Origin of the sequence: Streptococcus infantis (assembly GCF_047464615.1) — a bacterium.
Taxonomy (GTDB): Bacteria; Bacillota; Bacilli; order Lactobacillales; family Streptococcaceae; genus Streptococcus; species Streptococcus infantis_Y.
The window spans coordinates 1-19,763 of the sequence record NZ_JASHBO010000014.1 but is presented as its reverse complement, the minus strand read 5'-3'; the positions used below and the strand labels follow the sequence as shown (position 1 = coordinate 19,763).

Annotated in this window: 17 protein-coding genes; 13 read left to right on the top strand and 4 right to left on the bottom strand. The window is 41.0% G+C overall.

What is annotated here, in order from left to right:
* Positions 1-8: 8 nt before the first annotated feature.
* From QM450_RS08545 to QM450_RS08500, 10 genes are all read left to right on the top strand, one after another.
* Positions 9-2,405: a primosomal protein N' gene (locus tag QM450_RS08545; protein WP_414320292.1), complete on the top strand. Its 2,397-nt coding sequence runs from the start codon at positions 9-11 to the stop codon at positions 2,403-2,405.
* Between the two features lie 11 nt (positions 2,406-2,416).
* On the top strand, positions 2,417-3,352 hold the full coding sequence (gene fmt, locus QM450_RS08540) for a methionyl-tRNA formyltransferase (RefSeq protein WP_414320291.1): 936 nt from the start codon (positions 2,417-2,419) through the stop codon (positions 3,350-3,352).
* Positions 3,345-4,658, top strand: coding sequence for a 16S rRNA (cytosine(967)-C(5))-methyltransferase RsmB (gene rsmB, locus QM450_RS08535; protein ID WP_414320290.1), 1,314 nt, complete (start codon positions 3,345-3,347; stop codon positions 4,656-4,658). Before fmt ends, rsmB begins: the two co-directional genes overlap by 8 nt.
* A gap of 15 nt (positions 4,659-4,673) precedes the next feature.
* The gene (locus tag QM450_RS08530; protein WP_414320289.1) at positions 4,674-5,414 is read left to right on the top strand and encodes a Stp1/IreP family PP2C-type Ser/Thr phosphatase; all 741 of its coding nucleotides are present in this window, start codon (positions 4,674-4,676) and stop codon (positions 5,412-5,414) included.
* Positions 5,411-7,294, top strand: coding sequence for a Stk1 family PASTA domain-containing Ser/Thr kinase (pknB, locus tag QM450_RS08525; RefSeq protein ID WP_414320288.1), 1,884 nt, complete (start codon positions 5,411-5,413; stop codon positions 7,292-7,294). Before QM450_RS08530 ends, pknB begins: the two co-directional genes overlap by 4 nt.
* Before the next feature lie 88 nt (positions 7,295-7,382).
* Entirely contained in the window at positions 7,383-8,141 is a 759-nt protein-coding gene (locus tag QM450_RS08520) for a threonine/serine exporter family protein (RefSeq protein ID WP_281335347.1), read from the top strand.
* 1 nt (position 8,142) lies between these two features.
* Positions 8,143-8,592 carry a threonine/serine exporter family protein gene (locus QM450_RS08515; protein WP_049503410.1) on the top strand — a complete coding sequence of 150 codons (450 nt, stop codon included), beginning with the start codon at positions 8,143-8,145 and terminating at the stop codon, positions 8,590-8,592.
* Between the two features lie 180 nt (positions 8,593-8,772).
* Positions 8,773-9,945: a hydroxymethylglutaryl-CoA synthase gene (locus QM450_RS08510; protein ID WP_153225031.1), complete on the top strand. Its 1,173-nt coding sequence runs from the start codon at positions 8,773-8,775 to the stop codon at positions 9,943-9,945.
* A complete protein-coding gene (locus QM450_RS08505; RefSeq protein WP_414274068.1) occupies positions 9,945-11,219 on the top strand; it encodes a hydroxymethylglutaryl-CoA reductase, degradative in 1,275 nt (424 codons plus the stop codon). The genes QM450_RS08510 and QM450_RS08505 overlap by 1 nt, the downstream gene beginning before the upstream one ends.
* Before the next feature lie 236 nt (positions 11,220-11,455).
* The gene (locus QM450_RS08500) at positions 11,456-11,647 is read left to right on the top strand and encodes a hypothetical protein (RefSeq protein WP_414275772.1); all 192 of its coding nucleotides are present in this window, start codon (positions 11,456-11,458) and stop codon (positions 11,645-11,647) included.
* 244 nt (positions 11,648-11,891) lie between these two features.
* On the opposite strand, the gene QM450_RS08495 is transcribed toward QM450_RS08500, so the two are convergent.
* Together QM450_RS08495 and QM450_RS08490 are read right to left on the bottom strand one after the other, a co-directional pair.
* On the bottom strand, positions 11,892-12,857 hold the full coding sequence (locus QM450_RS08495) for a LacI family DNA-binding transcriptional regulator (protein WP_414275773.1): 966 nt from the start codon (positions 12,855-12,857) through the stop codon (positions 11,892-11,894).
* Positions 12,838-14,292 carry a sucrose-6-phosphate hydrolase gene (locus tag QM450_RS08490; protein ID WP_414275774.1) on the bottom strand — a complete coding sequence of 485 codons (1,455 nt, stop codon included), beginning with the start codon at positions 14,290-14,292 and terminating at the stop codon, positions 12,838-12,840. Before QM450_RS08490 ends, QM450_RS08495 begins: the two co-directional genes overlap by 20 nt.
* A gap of 363 nt (positions 14,293-14,655) precedes the next feature.
* Here QM450_RS08490 and QM450_RS08485 point away from each other — a divergent pair, with 363 nt between their 5' ends.
* Both QM450_RS08485 and scrK read left to right on the top strand, forming a co-directional pair.
* Positions 14,656-16,539 (top strand): sucrose-specific PTS transporter subunit IIBC, encoded by a 1,884-nt coding sequence (locus QM450_RS08485; RefSeq protein WP_414275775.1) that lies wholly within the window; start codon positions 14,656-14,658, stop codon positions 16,537-16,539.
* Between the two features lie 260 nt (positions 16,540-16,799).
* Positions 16,800-17,687, top strand: coding sequence for a fructokinase ScrK (gene scrK, locus QM450_RS08480; RefSeq protein WP_371607603.1), 888 nt, complete (start codon positions 16,800-16,802; stop codon positions 17,685-17,687).
* Positions 17,688-17,727: 40 nt separating this feature from the next.
* Here scrK and QM450_RS08475 read toward each other — a convergent pair whose 3' ends face one another.
* Positions 17,728-18,918 (bottom strand): cation diffusion facilitator family transporter, encoded by a 1,191-nt coding sequence (locus QM450_RS08475; RefSeq protein WP_414320287.1) that lies wholly within the window; start codon positions 18,916-18,918, stop codon positions 17,728-17,730.
* 157 nt (positions 18,919-19,075) lie between these two features.
* On the opposite strand from QM450_RS08475, the gene QM450_RS08470 reads away from it, so the two are divergent.
* Positions 19,076-19,666: a hypothetical protein gene (locus QM450_RS08470; RefSeq protein ID WP_414320286.1), complete on the top strand. Its 591-nt coding sequence runs from the start codon at positions 19,076-19,078 to the stop codon at positions 19,664-19,666.
* On the opposite strand, the gene QM450_RS08465 is transcribed toward QM450_RS08470, so the two are convergent.
* On the bottom strand, positions 19,667-19,763 hold a 97-nt coding region (locus QM450_RS08465), incomplete at its 5' end, for an IS3 family transposase (RefSeq protein WP_174720586.1).

Below are 19,763 nucleotides of genomic sequence, written 5' to 3'. Positions count from 1 at the left end.
GTGAGGATATGGCTATTGCAAAAATCATTGTGGATGTTCCCTTGATGCAGACAGACCAGCCCTATAGCTACAAGATTCCAGAGGAATTTGAAGAGATGCTGGAAGTTGGCATGCGAGTTCATGTACCTTTTGGGAAGGTCAATCGCTTGATTCAGGGAATTGTTCTTGGGTTGGAGTTTCAATCTGATGCAGATGTGGCAGACGAGGACTTGAAAGAAATTGCCGAGGTGCTGGACTTTTCTCCCGTTTTAACAGAGGAACAACTCTGGCTAGCAGAGGAACTACGTAAATCAGTCTTCTCATACAAAATTTCTATCTTAAAAGCCATGCTCCCTGGATTTTTGAACTCTAGCTATGATAAAATCCTCTATCCTCTGGAAGGCTTGAGTCAGAAAGAAAGAGACCGTTTGTTTGGAACGCAAGAATCTCTAGCCTTTTCATCTCTCGACCTAGAAAAGCAGGCTGAGATGATGCGATTGACTCGTAAAGGACTTTTGAAGTTAGAGTATCAGGCTATAGACCAGAAGAAGGTCAAAACACAGTCTTGGATTCAAGTGAATCTTGACAAATTAGAAAAGCAAGAAATCTCAAACCGTGCCAAGAAGAAATTGGAATTGCGAGAGTATTTGTTAGCTCATCCTGAAACAGTTCCTTTGGCTACTTTGTTAGAACATTACTCACGGGAACAAGTCAATTTCTTTGTGAAACAGGGTGCTTTGACGATTCTTCAAAAGGAAGTGCAACGTTCAGCGGCTTATTTTGAAGGCATTGAGGCTAGCCAATCCTTAGAGTTAAACCCAGAGCAAAAAGAAGCCTGTGAGGCGGTTGTTGGAGCGATTGGGAAGCAATATCCTCCATTTCTTCTACAAGGAATCACTGGAAGTGGGAAAACTGAGGTTTACTTGCAGATTATCCAAGGTGCCTTGGATATGGGAAAAACAGCGATTGTTCTAGTTCCGGAAATCTCTCTGACACCTCAAATGACCGAGCGATTTATTGCTCGTTTTGGTGAACAAGTAGCCATTCTCCATTCGGGTTTGTCCAATGGTGAAAAGTACGATGAATGGCGCAAGGTGGAGCGTGGAGATGCTCAGGTAGTTGTAGGGGCCAGGTCTGCTATTTTTGCACCTTTAAAAAATCTAGGTGTTATCATTATCGATGAAGAGCATGAGGCCAGCTACAAGCAAGATAGCAATCCGCGTTATCATGCTAGAGATGTGGCTCTTTTACGTGCCCAGTACAATCAAGCGGCTTTAGTCCTTGGTTCTGCAACACCGAGTCTAGAAAGTCGTGCGCGTGCTGGTAAGGGTGTTTATCAACATCTACGCCTGACGCAACGTGCCAATCCTTTAGCAAGTATTCCTGAAGTTCAACTGATTGACTTCCGTGATTATATTGGGCAAAATGAAACGTCAAACTTTACACCACCTCTGATTGAGGCAATACAAGATCGACTGGATAAAAAAGAGCAAGTGGTTCTCATGCTCAATCGCCGTGGCTATTCTAGCTTTGTTATGTGTCGGGAATGTGGGACTGTTGATACCTGTCCCAACTGCGATATTTCTCTTACTCTGCACATGGATACTAAGACTATGAATTGTCATTATTGTGGTTTTTCTAAGGAAATTCCTCATGTCTGTCCAAACTGTCAAAGTCGCAGTATTCGTTACTATGGAACAGGAACTCAGAAAGCCTACGATGAGCTAGCGGAACTCTTTCCAGAGGCACGCATTCTACGCATGGATGTGGATACAACTCGTAAAAAGGGCAGTCACCAAGCACTTCTTGAGCAGTTTGGCAAGGGTGAAGCGGATATTCTTCTGGGAACCCAGATGATTGCCAAGGGCTTGGATTTTCCAAATGTGACCTTGGTTGGTGTTCTCAATGCGGACACAGCCTTGAACCTGCCTGATTTCCGTTCTTCTGAGAGAACCTTCCAACTCTTGACCCAGGTGGCAGGACGAGCAGGAAGAGCTGAAAAAGCTGGGCAGGTCTTGATCCAGTCTTACAATCCTCAGCACTATGCTATTCGCTTTGCCAAGGATCAGGACTATGAAGGATTTTATGCCTATGAAATGGGCATCAGACGTCAGTTGGGTTATCCACCTTATTATTTCACAATTGGAATTACCTTGTCTCATAAGAAAGAAGAAGAGGTTCTTAGACGTGCTTATGAAGTCATGGAAATATTGCGGTCAGGTTTATCGGATGCTAGTATTATCCTTGGACCAACACCAAAACCTATCGCTCGCACTCATAACCTCTATCATTACCAAATTTTGATTAAATACCGTTTAGAAGATGAGCTGGGTCCAACCCTTAACCAGGTCTTGGCCTTGACACAAGAACGGGAAAATAGCGAACTTCGTCTCAGTATTGACCACGAACCGCAACAATTTTTATAGAAGGAGAAAAGATGACAAAACTAATATTTATGGGAACGCCTGAATTTTCAGCGACTGTTTTAAAGGGACTTTTGACAGATGACCGCTACGAGATTGTTGCAGTTGTAACTCAGCCAGACCGTGCGGTTGGACGTAAAAAAGTCATCCAAGAAACCCCAGTGAAACAAGCAGCCAAAGAGGCAGGACTTCCTATTTACCAACCTGAAAAATTATCGGGTAGTCCAGAGATGGAAGCTATCATGAATTTGGGAGCTGACGGGATTGTGACTGCAGCTTTTGGACAATTTCTCCCAAGTAAACTCCTTGATAGCATGGATTTTGCAGTCAATGTTCATGCTTCGCTCCTTCCAAAGCACCGTGGTGGAGCTCCTATCCATTATGCCTTGATTCAGGGTGATGAGGAAGCAGGAGTGACCATTATGGAAATGGTTAAGGAAATGGATGCAGGAGATATGATTTCCCGTCGTAGTATCCCAATTACAGATGAGGACAATGTCGGTACCTTATTTGAAAAATTGGCTATAGTGGGTCGTGATTTGCTTTTGGATACTTTGCCTGCATACATTGCTGGCGAAATTCAGCCTCAACCACAGGACCCAAGCCAGGTTACATTTTCGCCTAATATCAAACCTGAAGAAGAAAAGTTGGACTGGAACAAGACCAATCGTCAACTCTTTAACCAAATTCGTGGGATGAATCCTTGGCCAGTTGCTCATACTTTTCTAAAGGGTGAACGCTTCAAAATCTATGAAGCTCTACCAGTAGATGGTCAGGGGACTCCAGGTGAAATTCTCTCCATCGGTAAGAAAGAATTGATTGTTGCAACAGCAGAAGGAGCCCTATCTCTCAAACAGATTCAACCAGCTGGGAAACCTAAAATGGACATTGCTTCCTTCCTCAACGGTGTGGGACGAACTTTGGCAGTAGGAGAACGATTTGGTGACTAAAGTAGAAACGGCTAGAAACTTAGCCTTAAAGGTGCTAGAGGACGTCTTTGTCAATCAAGCTTATTCCAATATCGCCTTAAATAAACACCTTAAGGGAAGTCAACTTTCGGTAGCTGACAAGGGTTTGGTGACAGAGCTGGTCTATGGAACTGTAGCTCGAAAACTCACACTAGAGTGGTACATTTCTCACTTTATTGAGGATAGAGACAAACTAGATAGCTGGCTCTATGTTCTGCTTCTCATGAGCGTCTATCAACTCCAATACTTGGATAAGCTTCCTGATCATGCAGTGGTCAATGAAGCGGTAGAAATTGCAAAACTTCGTAAGAAGGGCAGTGAAAAACTGGTCAATGCTGTTCTTCGTCGTATTTTGCGTGAGGGTTTGCCAGATATTGCCTCTATCAAGCGTAAAAATAAGCGTGATTCCATTGCCTACTCTTTACCAGTTTGGTTGATTTCGAAGCTCAAGGAAGAGTATGGTGAAGAGAGAGTGCAAGCGATTTTTGAAAGTCTTTTGCAACGGAATAAAGCCAGTATCCGTGTGACAGATTTGAGTCGAAAAGAGCAGATTAAAGCTCTGCTTGGTGCAAGTGATTCTCTTTTATCTCCTGCTGGTCTGGTCAAGGAGCAGGGGCATTTTGCTGGTCACGCTTTGTTTGCTGAAGGGGCTATTACTATCCAGGATGAGTCTAGTCAGTTGGTTGCACCGACACTAGAGCTACAAGGAGATGAGCAGGTTTTAGATGCTTGTGCGGCCCCTGGTGGTAAGACTGCTCATATGGCGTCTTATCTAACTACGGGACAGGTGACGGCACTGGATCTCTACGATCATAAACTAACTTTGATTCAAGAAAATGCTCAGCGTTTAGGTGTAGCAGATCGTGTTCAAACGCAAAAACTGGATGCACGAAAAGTGCATGAGTTTTTTGGCAAGGATCAATTTGACAAAATTTTGGTTGATGCTCCTTGTTCAGGGATTGGTCTATTGCGTCGAAAACCAGATATCAAATATAATAAAGAGACAGCAGATTTCGCGTCATTACAGGAAATTCAGTTGGAAATATTAGGTAGTGTTTGTCAAACACTACGAAAAGGTGGTATAATAACCTATAGTACCTGCACTATTGTCTCGGAAGAGAACTTTCAAGTGGTTCAAGCATTTTTAGAAAGTCATCCCGAGTTTGAGCAGGTTAAACTAGATCACGAATGCAAGGATATTCTAAAAGATGGCTGTATCCTTATTACTCCAGAATTATACGGAAGTGATGGATTCTTCATCAGCCAATTTCGTAAGATATCCAATTAGGAAGGAACTGACACAATGGAGATTTCATTATTAACAGATGTGGGTCAGAAGCGTACAAATAATCAAGACTATGTCAATCTTTTTGTCAATCGTGCTGGTCGCACGATGATCATCTTGGCTGATGGGATGGGAGGTCATCGCGCAGGAAATATTGCCAGTGAGATGGCAGTTACGGACTTAGGTGTTGCCTGGGTTGATACGCAGATCGACACCGTTAATGAAGTTCGCGAATGGTTTGCCCACCATCTAGAAGTTGAAAATCAAAAGATTTATCAACTAGGACGAGATGAAGCCTACAAGGGAATGGGGACAACCCTCGAAGCTCTTGCAGTTATCGGAAATCAGGCAATTTATGCTCATATCGGAGATTCTAGAATCGGTCTCATTCGAGGGGAAGAGTACCGTCAACTGACAAGTGATCATTCCTTGGTTAACGAATTGCTTAAGGCGGGTCAATTGACACCAGAAGAGGCAGAAGTGCATCCACAAAAAAATATTATCACCCAATCTATCGGACAAAAAGACGAAATTCAACCTGACTTAGGAATTGTCAGCTTGGAAGCAGGAGACTATCTCTTGCTCAATAGCGATGGTCTGACAAATATGATTTCAGCTAGTGAAATCTGTGATATTGTCACAAGTGATATCTCGCTTGATGATAAGGCAGCCACTTTGGTACGCTTTGCAAACAATGCCGGAGGGCTTGATAATATTACAGTTGCCCTTGTTTCGATTGAGGAGGAGGCGGCACTATGATCCAGATCGGCAAGATTTTTGCCGGGCGGTATCGGATTATCAAACAAATTGGCCGTGGAGGTATGGCAGATGTCTACCTAGCCAAGGATTTGATTTTAGACGGGGAAGAGGTAGCTGTAAAGGTCTTGAGGACTAACTACCAGACTGACCCGATTGCTGTTGCGCGTTTTCAGCGTGAAGCGCGTGCAATGGCTGACTTAGATCATCCCCATATCGTTCGGATAACGGATATCGGCGAAGAGGACGGTCAACAGTACCTAGCTATGGAATATGTAGCTGGTCTTGATCTCAAGCGCTATATCAAGGAACACCATCCCCTCTCAAATGAAGAGGCTGTTCGTATCATGGGTCAGATTCTCTTAGCGATGCGCTTGGCGCACACTAAAGGTATTGTCCATCGTGACTTAAAACCTCAAAATATTCTTTTAACTCCTGATGGAACGGCTAAGGTGACGGACTTTGGGATTGCTGTAGCCTTTGCAGAGACCAGTCTGACTCAGACCAACTCTATGTTGGGTTCTGTCCACTACTTGTCACCTGAGCAGGCTCGTGGCTCTAAGGCAACTGTCCAGAGTGACATCTATGCCATGGGGATTATTTTCTACGAGATGCTGACAGGGCATATCCCTTATGATGGCGATAGTGCAGTAACCATTGCCCTCCAGCATTTTCAAAAACCACTTCCTTCGGTTATAGCTGAAAATCCATCTGTTCCCCAAGCTTTGGAGAATGTGGTCATCAAAGCAACTGCTAAAAAGCTTACAGATCGATACCAGTCGGTTTCAGAGATGTATGTTGATTTGTCTAGCAGTCTATCTTATAACCGCAGAAATGAACCTAAACGTGTTTTTGATGACGCCACTAAGGCGGACACAAAGACATTGCCAAAGGTTCCTCAAACAACCTTGACCTCCATTCCTAAGGTGCAACCACAGACAGATAGCCATCAGGCAACTAAAGCTAGTCCAGAAGCAAGTGCTAAAAAATCCGTGGAAAAACCAGTGAAAAAACGTCGTTTTAAAGCACGTTATCTAGTTCTACTAGCAAGTTTCGTACTGGTTGCCGCTTCTTTGGTGTGGATTTTATCCAGAACACCAGCTACTGTTGAGATTCCAAAAGTTGCAGGTCAAACTGTTGCTGAAGCTAAGGAAACCTTGAAAAAAGCGAATTTTGAAATTGGTGAGGAGAAGACCGAAGCTAGTGATACCGTAGAAGAAGGTCGGGTCATCCGAACAGATCCAGATGCTGGCTCAGCTCGCAAAGAAGGGTCTAAAGTTAATCTAATCATATCTTCAGGTAAACAATCATTTAAGATTGGAAACTATATTGGACGCAAATCTACTGATGTTATTGCAGAATTGAAAGGGAAAAAAGTTCCTGAAAATCTGATTAAGATTGAGGAAGAAGAGTCCAGTGAATCAGAACCAGGTGTGGTTTTAAAACAGAGCTTAGCAGAAGGTACGACTTATGATCTTAGCAAGGCAACTTCTATCGTTTTGACTGTTGCTAAAAAGGTGACAACCGTGACCATGCCAAGTTATATTGGCTCAAGTCTTGAATTTACAAAGAATAACTTAATTCAGATTGTTGGTGTCAAGGAAGCTAATATCGAAGTAGTAGAGGTTTCGACAGCACCTGAGGGCACTGCTGAAGGAACTGTTATCGATCAAAGTCCAAAACTAGGTGCGAAAGTTGATCTAAGTACGACACGTATAAAGATCTCTATTTATAAACCAAAAACTCCACCATCATCTTCTTCTGTTCCATCTTCGAGCCAGCGTAACTCTAACAGAGCAGATAATACGGTGCCATCTCAAAGTTCATCTACTCCATCTTCGTCTACGCAAACTCATGCGGACGAACATAACACTGATAACTAAATAATCTTTGTCACAGTTTTTGTGGCAAAGATTTTTTTTCCTTCGAAATTATGATAAAATAAAATGGAGTTTGAAAAAGGAGGGAAACATGGAAGAATCAAAAAAACTGAATGCAGTTATTGATGTCATCATGCTGGCAGGAACGATTTTACTCCGTAATGGTTCTGAGATTTATCGTGTTGAAGATACTATGATTCGGATTGCTCATTCACAGGGCATTATGGATTGTAATGTTTTAGCCATGCCTGCCGCCATTTTTTTCTCCATTGAAAATACAAATATCTCTCGTATGAAGCGAGTGACCTCCTCTGCTTATAATATTGAGAAGGTGTGTGATGTCAACCAGATTTCACGGCAGCTTGTATCAGGACAGCTTGATTTGGAGACAGCCTTTATCCAACTAAAGGAATTGAATGCCAAGGCATCTCCCTATACCAATGTTCAACTAACTGCTGCAGCGACCCTCAGTGCTCCTTTCTTTTCAATCATGTTTGGTGGGAATGTCTACGATGCCATCGGAGCAGGAGTGGCGACCTTGTTTGCTTTTACTTGCTCTCTCTATGTAGAGAAGTTTATTCGTATCCCTTTTATGACTGCTTTCGCAGGAGCACTTGTCTTTGGTTTGATTGCACAATTTTGGGCGCGCTATTCTGGCTTGCCGTCGACAGCTGATTTGGTGATTGCGGGTGCGGTCATGCCTTTTGTACCTGGAATTGCCCTGACTAATGCTGTTCGAGATATTATGACCAATCATATCAACTCTGGTATGAGCAAGATGTTTGAATCCTTGCTGATCACCCTTGCCTTAGGGGCTGGAACATCAGTCGCCCTCTTACTCATGAACTAATATGACACTAACAACATTTTTATTGCAAGCTCTGGCAAGTTTGCTTGCCATTATTACCTTTTTAATCGTTTTAAATGTCCAGCGTTCCATGCTTATCCCTGGTGGAGTTTTAGGAATGTCTATCTGGCTACTCTATCTGATACTCAAGGAACCAACCAATGTTATTTTGGCAACCTTTATTGCTGCGGTGATTGGTTCTTGTGTCAGCCAAATTATGAGTATCCTCTATAAGACACCAGCGGTTGTTTTTGCTCTGGCAATATTGGCGCCGCTAGTGCCAGGTTATCTGTCCTATCGAACCACATCCTTCTTCGTTACAGGTGACTACGGTCATGCCATTTCTAGTGCCATGTTAGTCATGATGCTAGCTCTCGTTATCTCTATTGGAATGGCCAGTGGGACAGTTCTGTTGAAATTGTATCATTATCTCAAAAAGAATCGAGCTAGCTAAGACTCGATTTTTTTGTGCTGATCGGTTTATGCTAGGACCTTGCTTGATTAAAGTCTGATACTTAAATTTATGAGCAAACTTGATTTGGGGAATCAAGTCTTTTTTCGTGCTTTTGACTTCAATTGTGATAAAATAGAGGTGAACGATTTTTTACAATGAATGATAAAAATAGAGGTAAATATGACAATCGGTATTGATAAGATTGGTTTTGCGACCAGTCAATACGTTTTGAAATTACAAGATTTAGCAGAAGCTCGAGGGACTGATCCTGAAAAATTGAGTAAAGGACTCCTTTTAAAAGAATTGAGTATTGCTCCTTTAACAGAGGATATTGTTACCTTGGCTGCCAGTGCAGGAAATTCTATCCTGACTGAAGAAGAGAAGCAAGAGATTGATATGGTTATCGTAGCGACAGAATCTGGAGTCGATCAAAGTAAGGCGGCTGCGGTTTTTGTACACGGTCTACTTGGAATTCAACCTTTTGCTCGTAGTTTTGAAATCAAAGAAGCTTGCTATGGTGCGACTGCGGCCCTTCACTATGCTAAGTTACACGTAGAAAATTCTCCAAAATCAAAAGTTTTGGTACTAGCCAGTGATATTGCAAGGTATGGTGTTGAAACTCCTGGGGAACCAACTCAAGGAGCAGGTTGTGTTGCCATGTTGATTAGCCAAAATCCACGTGTTATGGTCTTCAACAACGATAACGTTGCGCAGACTCGTGATATCATGGACTTTTGGCGTCCAAATTATTCAACGACACCATTTGTAAATGGAGTCTACTCAACACAGCAGTATCTTGATAGTTTGAAAACGACTTGGGAAGAGTACCAAAAGCGTTATGACTGTAACTTGGACGATTTTGAAGCTGTATGTTTCCACTTGCCATATCCAAAGCTAGCTCTCAAGGGTTTGAAGAAAATTCTCGACAAATCCTTGCCTCAAGAGAAGAAGGACTTGCTTCAAAAGCACTTTGATGAATCTATTATTTATAGCCAAAAAGTTGGGAACATTTATACAGGTTCACTCTTCTTAGGTCTCTTGTCTCTTCTTGAAAATTCTGATAGTCTCAAAGCTGGGGATAAGATTGCTCTCTACAGCTATGGTAGTGGTGCTGTATCTGAGTTCTTTAGTGTAGTATTGGTTGAAGGTTTTGAAAAGCAATTGCGGAAAAATCGCTTAGAGTTGCTAGACCAACGTCAAGCATTGAGCGTAGCTGATTATGAACGAATCTTCTTTGAGGAAGCCCAATTAGATGAGTCTGGATCAGCAACGATGTCAGGTTATGAAGGGCAAGACTATGCCCTTGTTGAGATTGTAGACCACCAACGTCGCTACAGCAAGGTTGAAAAATAATGAAAAAAAATTGGAATGGATTTGCTAAAAAATCAATTCAAGAGCGCCTAGAGCTAGTTAAGTCTCAGGCGCTTACTTCTATGGAAGCCCAAGAAAGTCTTGAGCAGAATGAAAATCTCAGTCTAGCAGTAGCGGACCAATTGAGTGAAAATGTAGTAGGAACCTTCTCACTTCCATACTCAATCGTTCCAGAAGTTCTGGTAAATGGTCAAGAATACACAGTTCCCTATGTGACCGAAGAACCATCTGTAGTTGCTGCAGCTAGTTTTGCCAGTAAGATTATCAAACGTGCTGGAGGTTTTACAGCTCAAGTTCATCAGCGACAAATGATAGGTCAGGTTGCTCTTTATCAGGTTCCGGATAGAGAGCGAGCTTGCCAGGCTATTTTGAGTCAAAAGGCGGAATTGCTGGAACAAGCAAACCAAGCCTATCCTTCTATTGTCAAACGTGGTGGTGGAGCTAGAGAGCTAACAGTTGAAAAAATTTCTGGTGAGGCTGACTTTTTAGTGGTTTATCTCCATGTCGATACTCAGGAAGCCATGGGAGCTAATATGCTCAATACCATGCTTGAAGCTTTAAAACCAAGTCTAGAGGCTCTCAGTCAAGGGCAAAGTTTAATGGGGATCCTATCCAACTACGCAACTGATTCGTTAGTAACAGCAACTTGTCGGATTGCTTTTCGTTATTTGAGCCGACAGAAGGATGAGGCGCGTGAGTTGGCAGAAAAAATGGTTTTAGCCAGCCAGTTTGCCCAAGCCGATCCTTATCGTGCAGCGACTCACAACAAGGGAATCTTTAACGGAATTGATGCTCTCTTGATTGCTACTGGAAATGATTGGCGTGCTATTGAAGCGGGAGCGCATGCCTATGCGAGCCACGATGGTGTCTATCAAGGTCTTAGTCGTTGGACTATGGATTTGGAAACAGAAGAGCTAATTGGAGAGATGACCATGCCGATGCCGGTTGCTACCAAGGGTGGATCAATTGGTCTTAATCCTCGAGTCGTACTCAGTCATGAGTTGCTTGGTCATCCATCTGCCAAAGAATTGGCTCAAATTATCGTTTCGATTGGTCTCGCTCAAAACTTTGCAGCACTTAAAGCTTTGGTCAGCACAGGGATCCAGCATGGACACATGAAACTTCAAGCAAAATCTCTAGCACTTTTAGCAGGAGCTACAGAGAAAGAAGTACCTAAGCTAGTAGAAAGCTTGATTGCTGAAAAAACTTTTAATTTAGAAAAAGCCCAAACTCTTTTGAAAAACTTAAGATCATAAGAAAAACTCAGACTGGTTTGATTTTTTGCGCTTTTTACTGTTTTTTTAAATAAAAGAAACTCAAATACAGAATCGTATTTGAGTTTCTTAATTCAACGACAGTGTTTGACAGTTTTTCTATTTTTGTTCAAAAAAACAAGATGTATGCATTGATAACGCTTTGATTTTTATTATAATATAACTGTAAATTATTAAGATTGGTAATCAAAAAAATATAGAGAGGAGGATTTTTGATTATGAATAAAAAAATAAAAATGGTAAGTGTTGCATTACTTAGTACAGTAATATTGAATATAGCACTTACAGAAGGTGTTTCAGTTGTTCATGCTAATGAGGTGGCTTCAGCTACAAAATTTGGAAATACTGTAGTTGACATGGGGTCTACTATTTTGGGAATTAAGGCAATTGGTGATAACTGTTTTGAATAAGAAATACAATATAGTTTTATTTTTATTATTTATAGTCTATTTGTTTGGGTACTTCTCAATTTCAAAAAATTTAATTCCTATAATGTGTGTGATCCAAATATTTTTATTAGAAAATATATTTAAATCTCAAAATAAGCTTATCCAAATAGGTAAAATTATAGTTATTATTGCTTCTATAATATTATTTATTGATAGTATACTAAATTAAGAGTCTGAGAACTATTTTGTCTCAGACTCTTTTTGTTTAAATACTTTTACCTGGTAAGAGGCTGACTGGTAAGAAATAACCGGTTGTGGCAACTTCTTTTCCTTCGATTTTTTGAAGTAGTAAATCAACTGTCAGGCGAGCAATTTCTTCCAAGGGTTGTTTAATGGTAGTGAGGTGAGGGTAGAAATTCTCAATGAAATAAGTTCCATCATAACCGATAACCTTAAGTTGTTCTGGAACAGAGATACCAAGTTCCTGAGCAATCTTCATAACCAAGATGGCTGTTAAATCGTCTGATGCGAAAATAGCATCTGGTTTTTGCTTGCTTAAGATAGTTTTGATTTCCATTTCTTTTCGAAGGGGTGAAAAGTCACTGGAAACATTGATAATGGGAGCCTTGGGTAAGATTGAAGCAAAACCAGCATGACGAAGTCCAGTTGGTGAATTGGAGTTGTCATTACCTGTAATCATAATGACAGACTTGGCTCCAGTTTTCTCTAAAGTTTGAGCTGCAAGGACTCCACCAGCATAGTTATCAGAGGAAACGACAGGAATGTCTGGTGATAGGTTTCGGTCAAAAGAAATGATTGGAGCCGTAACGCGATTGTAGTCTTCAATCCCCAAGTTATGACTGCCAGAGATAATACCATCTACTTGGTTGGCTTCTAGCATTTCAAGATACTCACGTTCTTTTTCCGAATCGTGCTCACTATTACAGATGATGGTCTTATAGCCGTTTTTGAAGAGTTCGTGCTCCAGTTTGTCAATCAATTCAGCATAGAAAACATGGCTGATTTTTGGGAAAATCAACCCAATTAACTTGGCTGATTTCCCTTGGAGGCTACGAGCTAGGTTGTTGGGTTTATAGCCCAATTCACGCATAGCTTCATTGACCTTTTGAATAGTTTTTTCAGACAGATAACCTTTTTTATTGATAACACGTGAAACAGTAGTAGGGCTGACGCCAGCTAATTTTGCGACATCAGTTAGTTTTGCGACCATATTCTAATTCGTAGTATGTTCCAGTTGGGTTTCCAGATTTAATGAGGATTCCATTTTGATCTTCATGAGGGAAGACACGACCAGAAAATACTTTTTCTCCTTTATTGATGAAAATTTCAAAAACTGAATTATCGATGAAGATATTTACAGTAGTAGCTTGATTGTCGATTGAACATGAGCGAGTAGTTCCAAATTCTTGAGCATACTGCTCACCTGCTTGACTGCGGTCAACGGTAACTTGACCATTGACAAGGTCAAAATTGATAGAGAGTCCTTTGCCATCTTTATCAGCAAGAAGAACGATTTCACTTTGACTATTAGCTTCTAAGTTAAGCTCGAGCTCGTAGGTGTTTTTGGTTTCAGAACGATTTGAAAATTCCTCTTCTGAAGCACGGAGTTCTTTGATAGCAGCTACAGGATACTGATAGAGTCTGCCATCTTTAATGGTAAGTTCCTTGACCAATGAGAAAGTCCCTTGGTGATCAAAACGATCAGATGGATAAGACACATCTGGCAAACCAAGCCAGCTAACTGCCAGGGCACGTCCATCAGGAGCATTGAATGCTTGAGTAGCGTATGCTTCAAACCCATAATCGAGGTTATGTAGTTCAGACACATCTACCATACGAGCATTTTCAGGATCAAAGGAAGCACCGATTTTATACATATTTGGATAGATGTTGTCATAGTCAAGAACCTTTTTATCCAAACCTTGTGGACAGTAGAGAAGGACGGGGTGTTCTCCAACAAAGACAAGATTTGGGCACTCCATCATATAGGCAGTACGGTCATTGTTGAAGTCAAGATCACCAACTTCTTGCCAGTTTGTATAATCGTTATCGACCGCTTTGTAGAGACGAACAAAACCTTTTTTCTCCAAGTCTTGACCACCAACGATAGCGTAGTATTGTCCTTTAAAGTTGAAAATCTGTGGATCGCGGAAGTGGTCAGTAGCATCAGCAGGTTGATCAATCAAGACCTTATCAATCTTTTTAATATTTCCATCCTTATCCATCAAGGCACCAATCTGATAAGGGTGGCGTACCCAATTTTCATCACGGACATTTCCTGTATAGAATAGGAACAATTGATCATCAAACTGCATAGCAGATCCTGAGTAAGCGCCGTGGCTATCCAGTGGAGTATCAGGTAAGATTTTAACACCTGTTTCAGTAAAGTGCACCAAATCATCACTCTCAAGTTGAACCCAAGATTTCAAGCCGTGGGCTGCTCCAAAGGGGAAGTTTTGGTAAAAGACAATCCACTTACCATCAAAATAAGAAAAACCGTTTGGATCGTTGAGAAGTCCTTCCTTTGGTTCAATGTGATAGCTGACATGCCATGGGGATTGCGCCATCTTTTCTTGGATTTCTTTTCTTTCTTCTTGTGTCCAATCTTCATAACGTCTGTAACGACGTTCAGTAGTCCATTCCATTTCTATTTCCTCCATAAATTCTACTATCTTAATAGTAAACGTTTCCTTATAAAAAAGCAAGTCTTTTACACTAAATTAAAGAAAAAAATGTCAAACGATTGACAGAATCTAGGAACGTAATTTTATGAAAAATGATGAAAATATGGAAGTTTTTGAAAACTTTAAAGTAAAAACCTTGATTTTAGAGGGTGTTATGGCTGTGTTGATGAAAAAAATAGCAAAAACAATCAAAAAATAAAAAATAGCAAAATTTTTTCTGCAAAACGCTTGACATATTTTTTAAACGTGATAGAATAGTATTCGTGAGGCGAGTAAAATCGCTTTCAAACAAGAACAAATTTTTTTATAAGGAGATTTTTGCAAATGACCAATACAGAAATTGCAAAAAAAGTCATCGAAGCCTTGGGTGGACGTGAGAACGTTAACAGTGTAGCCCACTGTGCGACTCGCCTTCGTGTTATGGTGAAAGATGAAGCGAAGATCAACAAAGATGCTATCGAGAACTTGGAAAAAGTTCAAGGTGCTTTCTTTAACTCAGGTCAATACCAAATCATTTTTGGTACAGGTACAGTAAACAAGATGTACGACGAAGTCGTAGCTCTTGGTTTGCCAACGACATCTAAGGATGAGATGAAGGCAGAAGCTGCTAAACAAGGAAATTGGTTCCAACGTGCCATCCGTACTTTTGGTGACGTCTTTGTTCCAATCATTCCAGTTATCGTAGCAACTGGTCTCTTCATGGGTGTTCGTGGTCTCTTGAATGCTCTTGGAATGACACTTCCAGAAGATGTGACAACTTACACTCAAATCTTGACTGACACAGCCTTCATCATCTTGCCAGGTTTGGTTGTTTGGTCAACCTTCCGTGTATTCGGTGGTAACCCAGCCGTTGGTATCGTTCTTGGTATGATGCTCGTTTCTGGTTCACTTCCAAATGCCTGGGCTGTTGCGTCTGGTGGTGAAGTAACTGCAATGCAGTTCTTCGGATTTATCCCAGTTGTAGGTTTGCAAGGTTCAGTTCTTCCAGCCTTCATTATCGGGGTTGTCGGAGCTAAGTTTGAAAAAGCAGTTCGCAAGGTTGTTCCAGATGTACTTGATCTCTTGGTAACACCGTTCGTAACACTCCTTGTAATGTCAATTCTTGGATTGTTTGTTATCGGACCAGTCTTCCACGTTGTTGAAAACTACATCCTCATTGGAACTAAAGCAATTCTTAACTTGCCATTCGGACTTGGTGGTTTCTTGATTGGTGGAGTTCACCAATTAATCGTCGTATCAGGTGTTCACCACATCTTCAACTTGCTTGAAGTTCAATTGCTTGCTGCTGACCATGCTAACCCATTCAACGCTATCATCACAGCTGCCATGACTGCTCAAGGTGCTGCGACAGTAGCCGTTGGTGTGAAAACTAAAAATCCTAAACTTAAAACACTTGCTTTCCCAGCTGCTCTTTCTGCCTTCCTAGGTATTACTGAGCCTGCTATCTTCGGGGTTAACTTGCGTTTCCGTAAACCATTCTTCCTTTCATTGATTGCTGGTGCAATCGGTGGTGGATTGGCATCTATCCTTGGACTTGCTGGTACTGGTAATGGTATCACAATCATCCCTGGTACAATGCTTTACATTGGTAACGGACAACTTCCACAATACCTTCTTATGGTAGCTGTATCATTCGCTCTTGGTTTTGCTCTTACTTACATGTTTGGTTATGAAGATGAAGCAGAAGTGGCTTCAGAAGCTACAACTGAACGTTTGGCTGACGAAGCAGTAACTGGTACTGTTGTTGCACCTAGCGAAGGTGTCATCCAAACACCAATCGTTGGTGACGTCGTTGCTCTTTCAGACGTTAATGACCCAGTCTTCTCAAGTGGAGCTATGGGACAAGGTATCGCTGTAAAACCTAGTCAAGATGTTGTTTATGCACCAGCTGATGCTGAAGTGACAATCGTCTTCCCAACAGGACATGCTTATGGTTTGAAAACTGCAAACGGAGCTGAAATCTTGATCCACGTGGGTATCGACACTGTTTCAATGAACGGTGAAGGATTTGACCAAAAAGTTGCTCAAGGTGACAAGGTTAAAGCTGGAGATGTTCTTGGAACATTTGACTCAGCTAAGATTGCTGCTGCAGGCCTTGATAATACAACAATGGTTATCGTGACAAACACTGCAGACTTTGCTTCAGTAAATCCAGTTGCTTCTGGATCAGTTGCTAAGGGAGATGCAATCATCGAAGTTAAAGCTTAATACTCTTCGAAAATCAAATTCAAACTGCGTCATACTCGCTTTGCCGTACTCAAGTACTGCCTGCAGCTCGATTCCTAGTTTGTTCTTTGATTTTCATTGAGTATACTACTGTCGATTTAATAAAACAAAAAAACGAACAAATGTCATGTTTGTTCGTTTTTGATTGAATCTTAAAATTTACAGAGGAAAAACTAAAATATAGGGCAACTTTCCTCCTTGAAATATGCTATAATAGAGAAAATAAAAACTAGAGGTTTATCATGACAAAATTATACGGAAGCTTGGAAGCGGGCGGTACAAAATTTGTCTGTGCTGTCGGTGATGAAAACTTTAACATTGTAGAAAAAACACAATTTCCAACAACAACTCCTATCGAGACAATCGATAAAACCATCGAGTTCTTTTCAAAATTTGATAATCTTGCAGGTCTTGCAATTGGTTCATTTGGTCCCATTGATATTGACAAAAACTCAAAGACTTATGGCTTTATCACAACAACTCCAAAACCTCACTGGGCAAATGTGGACTTGCTTGGTGCCCTCCGTCGCGCTCTAAACGTTCCAATGTACTTCACAACAGACGTAAACAGTTCTGCCTACGGTGAAGTAGTAGCACGTAATAACGCAGGTGGACGAATCGAAAACTTGGTTTACTACACAATCGGTACAGGTATCGGAGCTGGTGTTATCCAACGTGGTGAGTTTATCGGTGGCGTGGGTCACCCTGAGATGGGACACTACTATGTGGCTAAACACCCAATGGATATTGAAAAAGAATTCAACGGTGTTTGTCCTTTCCACAAAGGATGTTTGGAAGGCTTTGCGGCTGGTCCAAGCTTAGAAGCTCGTACAGGAATTCGTGGTGAAAACATCGAACTTAACAACTCTGTATGGGATGTTCAAGCCTACTATATCGCTCAAGCAGCAGTAAACGCAACTGTAACTTTCCGTCCAGACGTTATCGTATTTGGTGGTGGGGTTATGGCCCAACAACACATGCTTGACCGTGTGCGTGAGAAATTCACATCCTTACTCAATGGTTACCTACCAGTTCCGGATGTACGCGACTATATCGTGACACCAGCTGTTGCAGGTAATGGTTCGGCTACACTTGGAAACTTCGTTCTTGCTAAGAGCGTAGCAAAATAAGTAAAAAAAATGAGGTCGAGATTTATCTCGGCCTCTTTCTTTAGTCTTTTTCAATTTTCGTTTCCTGATGGAATATATTTTGCCAAGTTTCATGTCTGCGCCAGATACTTGTATGGATGGTGTCACCAATCTGATAGCGGATGAGTTTTGTCTTCTGACTAATGGACGTCAAGTGAAGTTCCTTGATAGCAGAGGTTAATTCTTTTTCCTCCTTATAGGCTTTCTTGTCTAGTTCTAGTCCGTCTTGGCGAATATAAATAAAATCTTCAGCCAGTAATTCTTCCAATTGATTTCCTTGGTCAATTAGTTGCTCTCTCATGAGCAATTTTTTATAGACATTATCTAGAATTTCATCTTCAGGAATCGGTGCTGGTTCGATATGAATATCGGTATCAAAGACGCCAAAGCGTTCTGATAACATGGATTCAACCTGATCTGCAATTTTGTGACTTTCGAAAACGGAGAGGTCTGGATTCATCTCGAGAGTAATGTCTAGATAAATATTACTTCCATAAGTACGACCCCGTTGTGATTTGACCTTGCTAATCTTAGGGATTTCCATGATAGCCTTTTGGTAATCTTCGAGCAAGTGCTCATCAAAACCATCTGAAAGGCTGAAGGATGACTCGATAAAGATATCGTAGGCAGTTTTGAGGATAAAGAAGGTAATAACGATGGCAACCAATTTATCCACGAGAGGGAAGTTAAAACTGCTGGCTAGGATGGCGATGGTGGTTCCAAGTGAGGTGACGGCATCTGATAGATTGTCCTTAGCAGCTGCTTTCAGTGCTTTAGATTTGGATTGCTTGCTGAGGTGAGTGTTGTAGAGATAGACTCCAAACATAATCACTGCAGAAACCACTCCCAAAATCGCTCCCAGTGGGTCAATCACAGTTTCTTCGCGACTGATAATCTTTTGAATCGTATCGCGAAGAACATCAAAACCAACATAGAACATGATGATTGAAGTGATGAGACTTGCCAAGTCCTCGATTTTCCAGTGACCAAAACGATGGTCTCTATCTGCTGGCTGTCGGGCCAATCGAATCCCTATGAGGAGGGCAACATTTCCGATGATATCAGAAACGTTGTTGAAACCATCCGCCACCAAACTGGACGAGTGAAGGAGGTGTCCTGCTGCTAGCTTAGCTGCTGACAAGAAAAGGTAGGTCAAGATGCTAATAATAGCACCTCGCTCAGCTAATTTCAAGTTTGAAACTGATTGATTCATCTGACTCTCTTCCTAGAATTTTTGTATTCTATCATTATACTGGTTTTGTAAGGAAAATTCAAATGGAGTGGTTGGGGAGATTTGCATTGATTCAACAGATTTTTTGATTGAAATATGATAGAATATAAAGTAATCATAATTTTAGAGAGAATTTTCCATGACCCAAAAACAAATCACAGATAGAATGATTCGCATTGGTTTGATTGTGCTACCATTTTTTATTTTTTATGGATATAGATTGATGAAAGGCTTTGAATATCCAGTCGTAGATGATATCATGGTCAATCAAACTATACTATCTGGTGATAATATGTTGCTTCCCTACATTGGGATTATGTTGTCATCTGCTCTAGTATTTCTTCAGCAATTGTTTACAACTTGGAATGTTTATTTTATTTTCCTATCCCTCAGTTTTTGCTTGAGCTTTAGTGTATACTTGGATTCTTTTTTCAGGAAGAAACTTTATTTTGTTCTTCCCCTACTTGTTATACTTCAAATGATTTTGATGAAGTATTTCTCGTTTTCAGTAATTGCTTATTTGTTGTCTACAGCAGGGATACTTTTATTATTCGATAGAAAATACATCGTAGGAGCTCTGTTGTCTCTGATTGGATTGTCGATTAGACCGCAAATCATTGCCAGTTTATTGCTACTTTTACTGCCGTTTCTAGTTTTTGAAGTAATCAAAGAGAAAAAGAAAAAAGAGCTTTTCGTATTATGTACTGACCCCAAAAAGTTGGACAAATAATTATTGAAAGGATTTAGTTCTGTATTGCACAGGACTGAGTCCTTTTAGTTTTACCTTAATTCGTTTGTTGTTGTAATAATCAATATAGTTTACAATA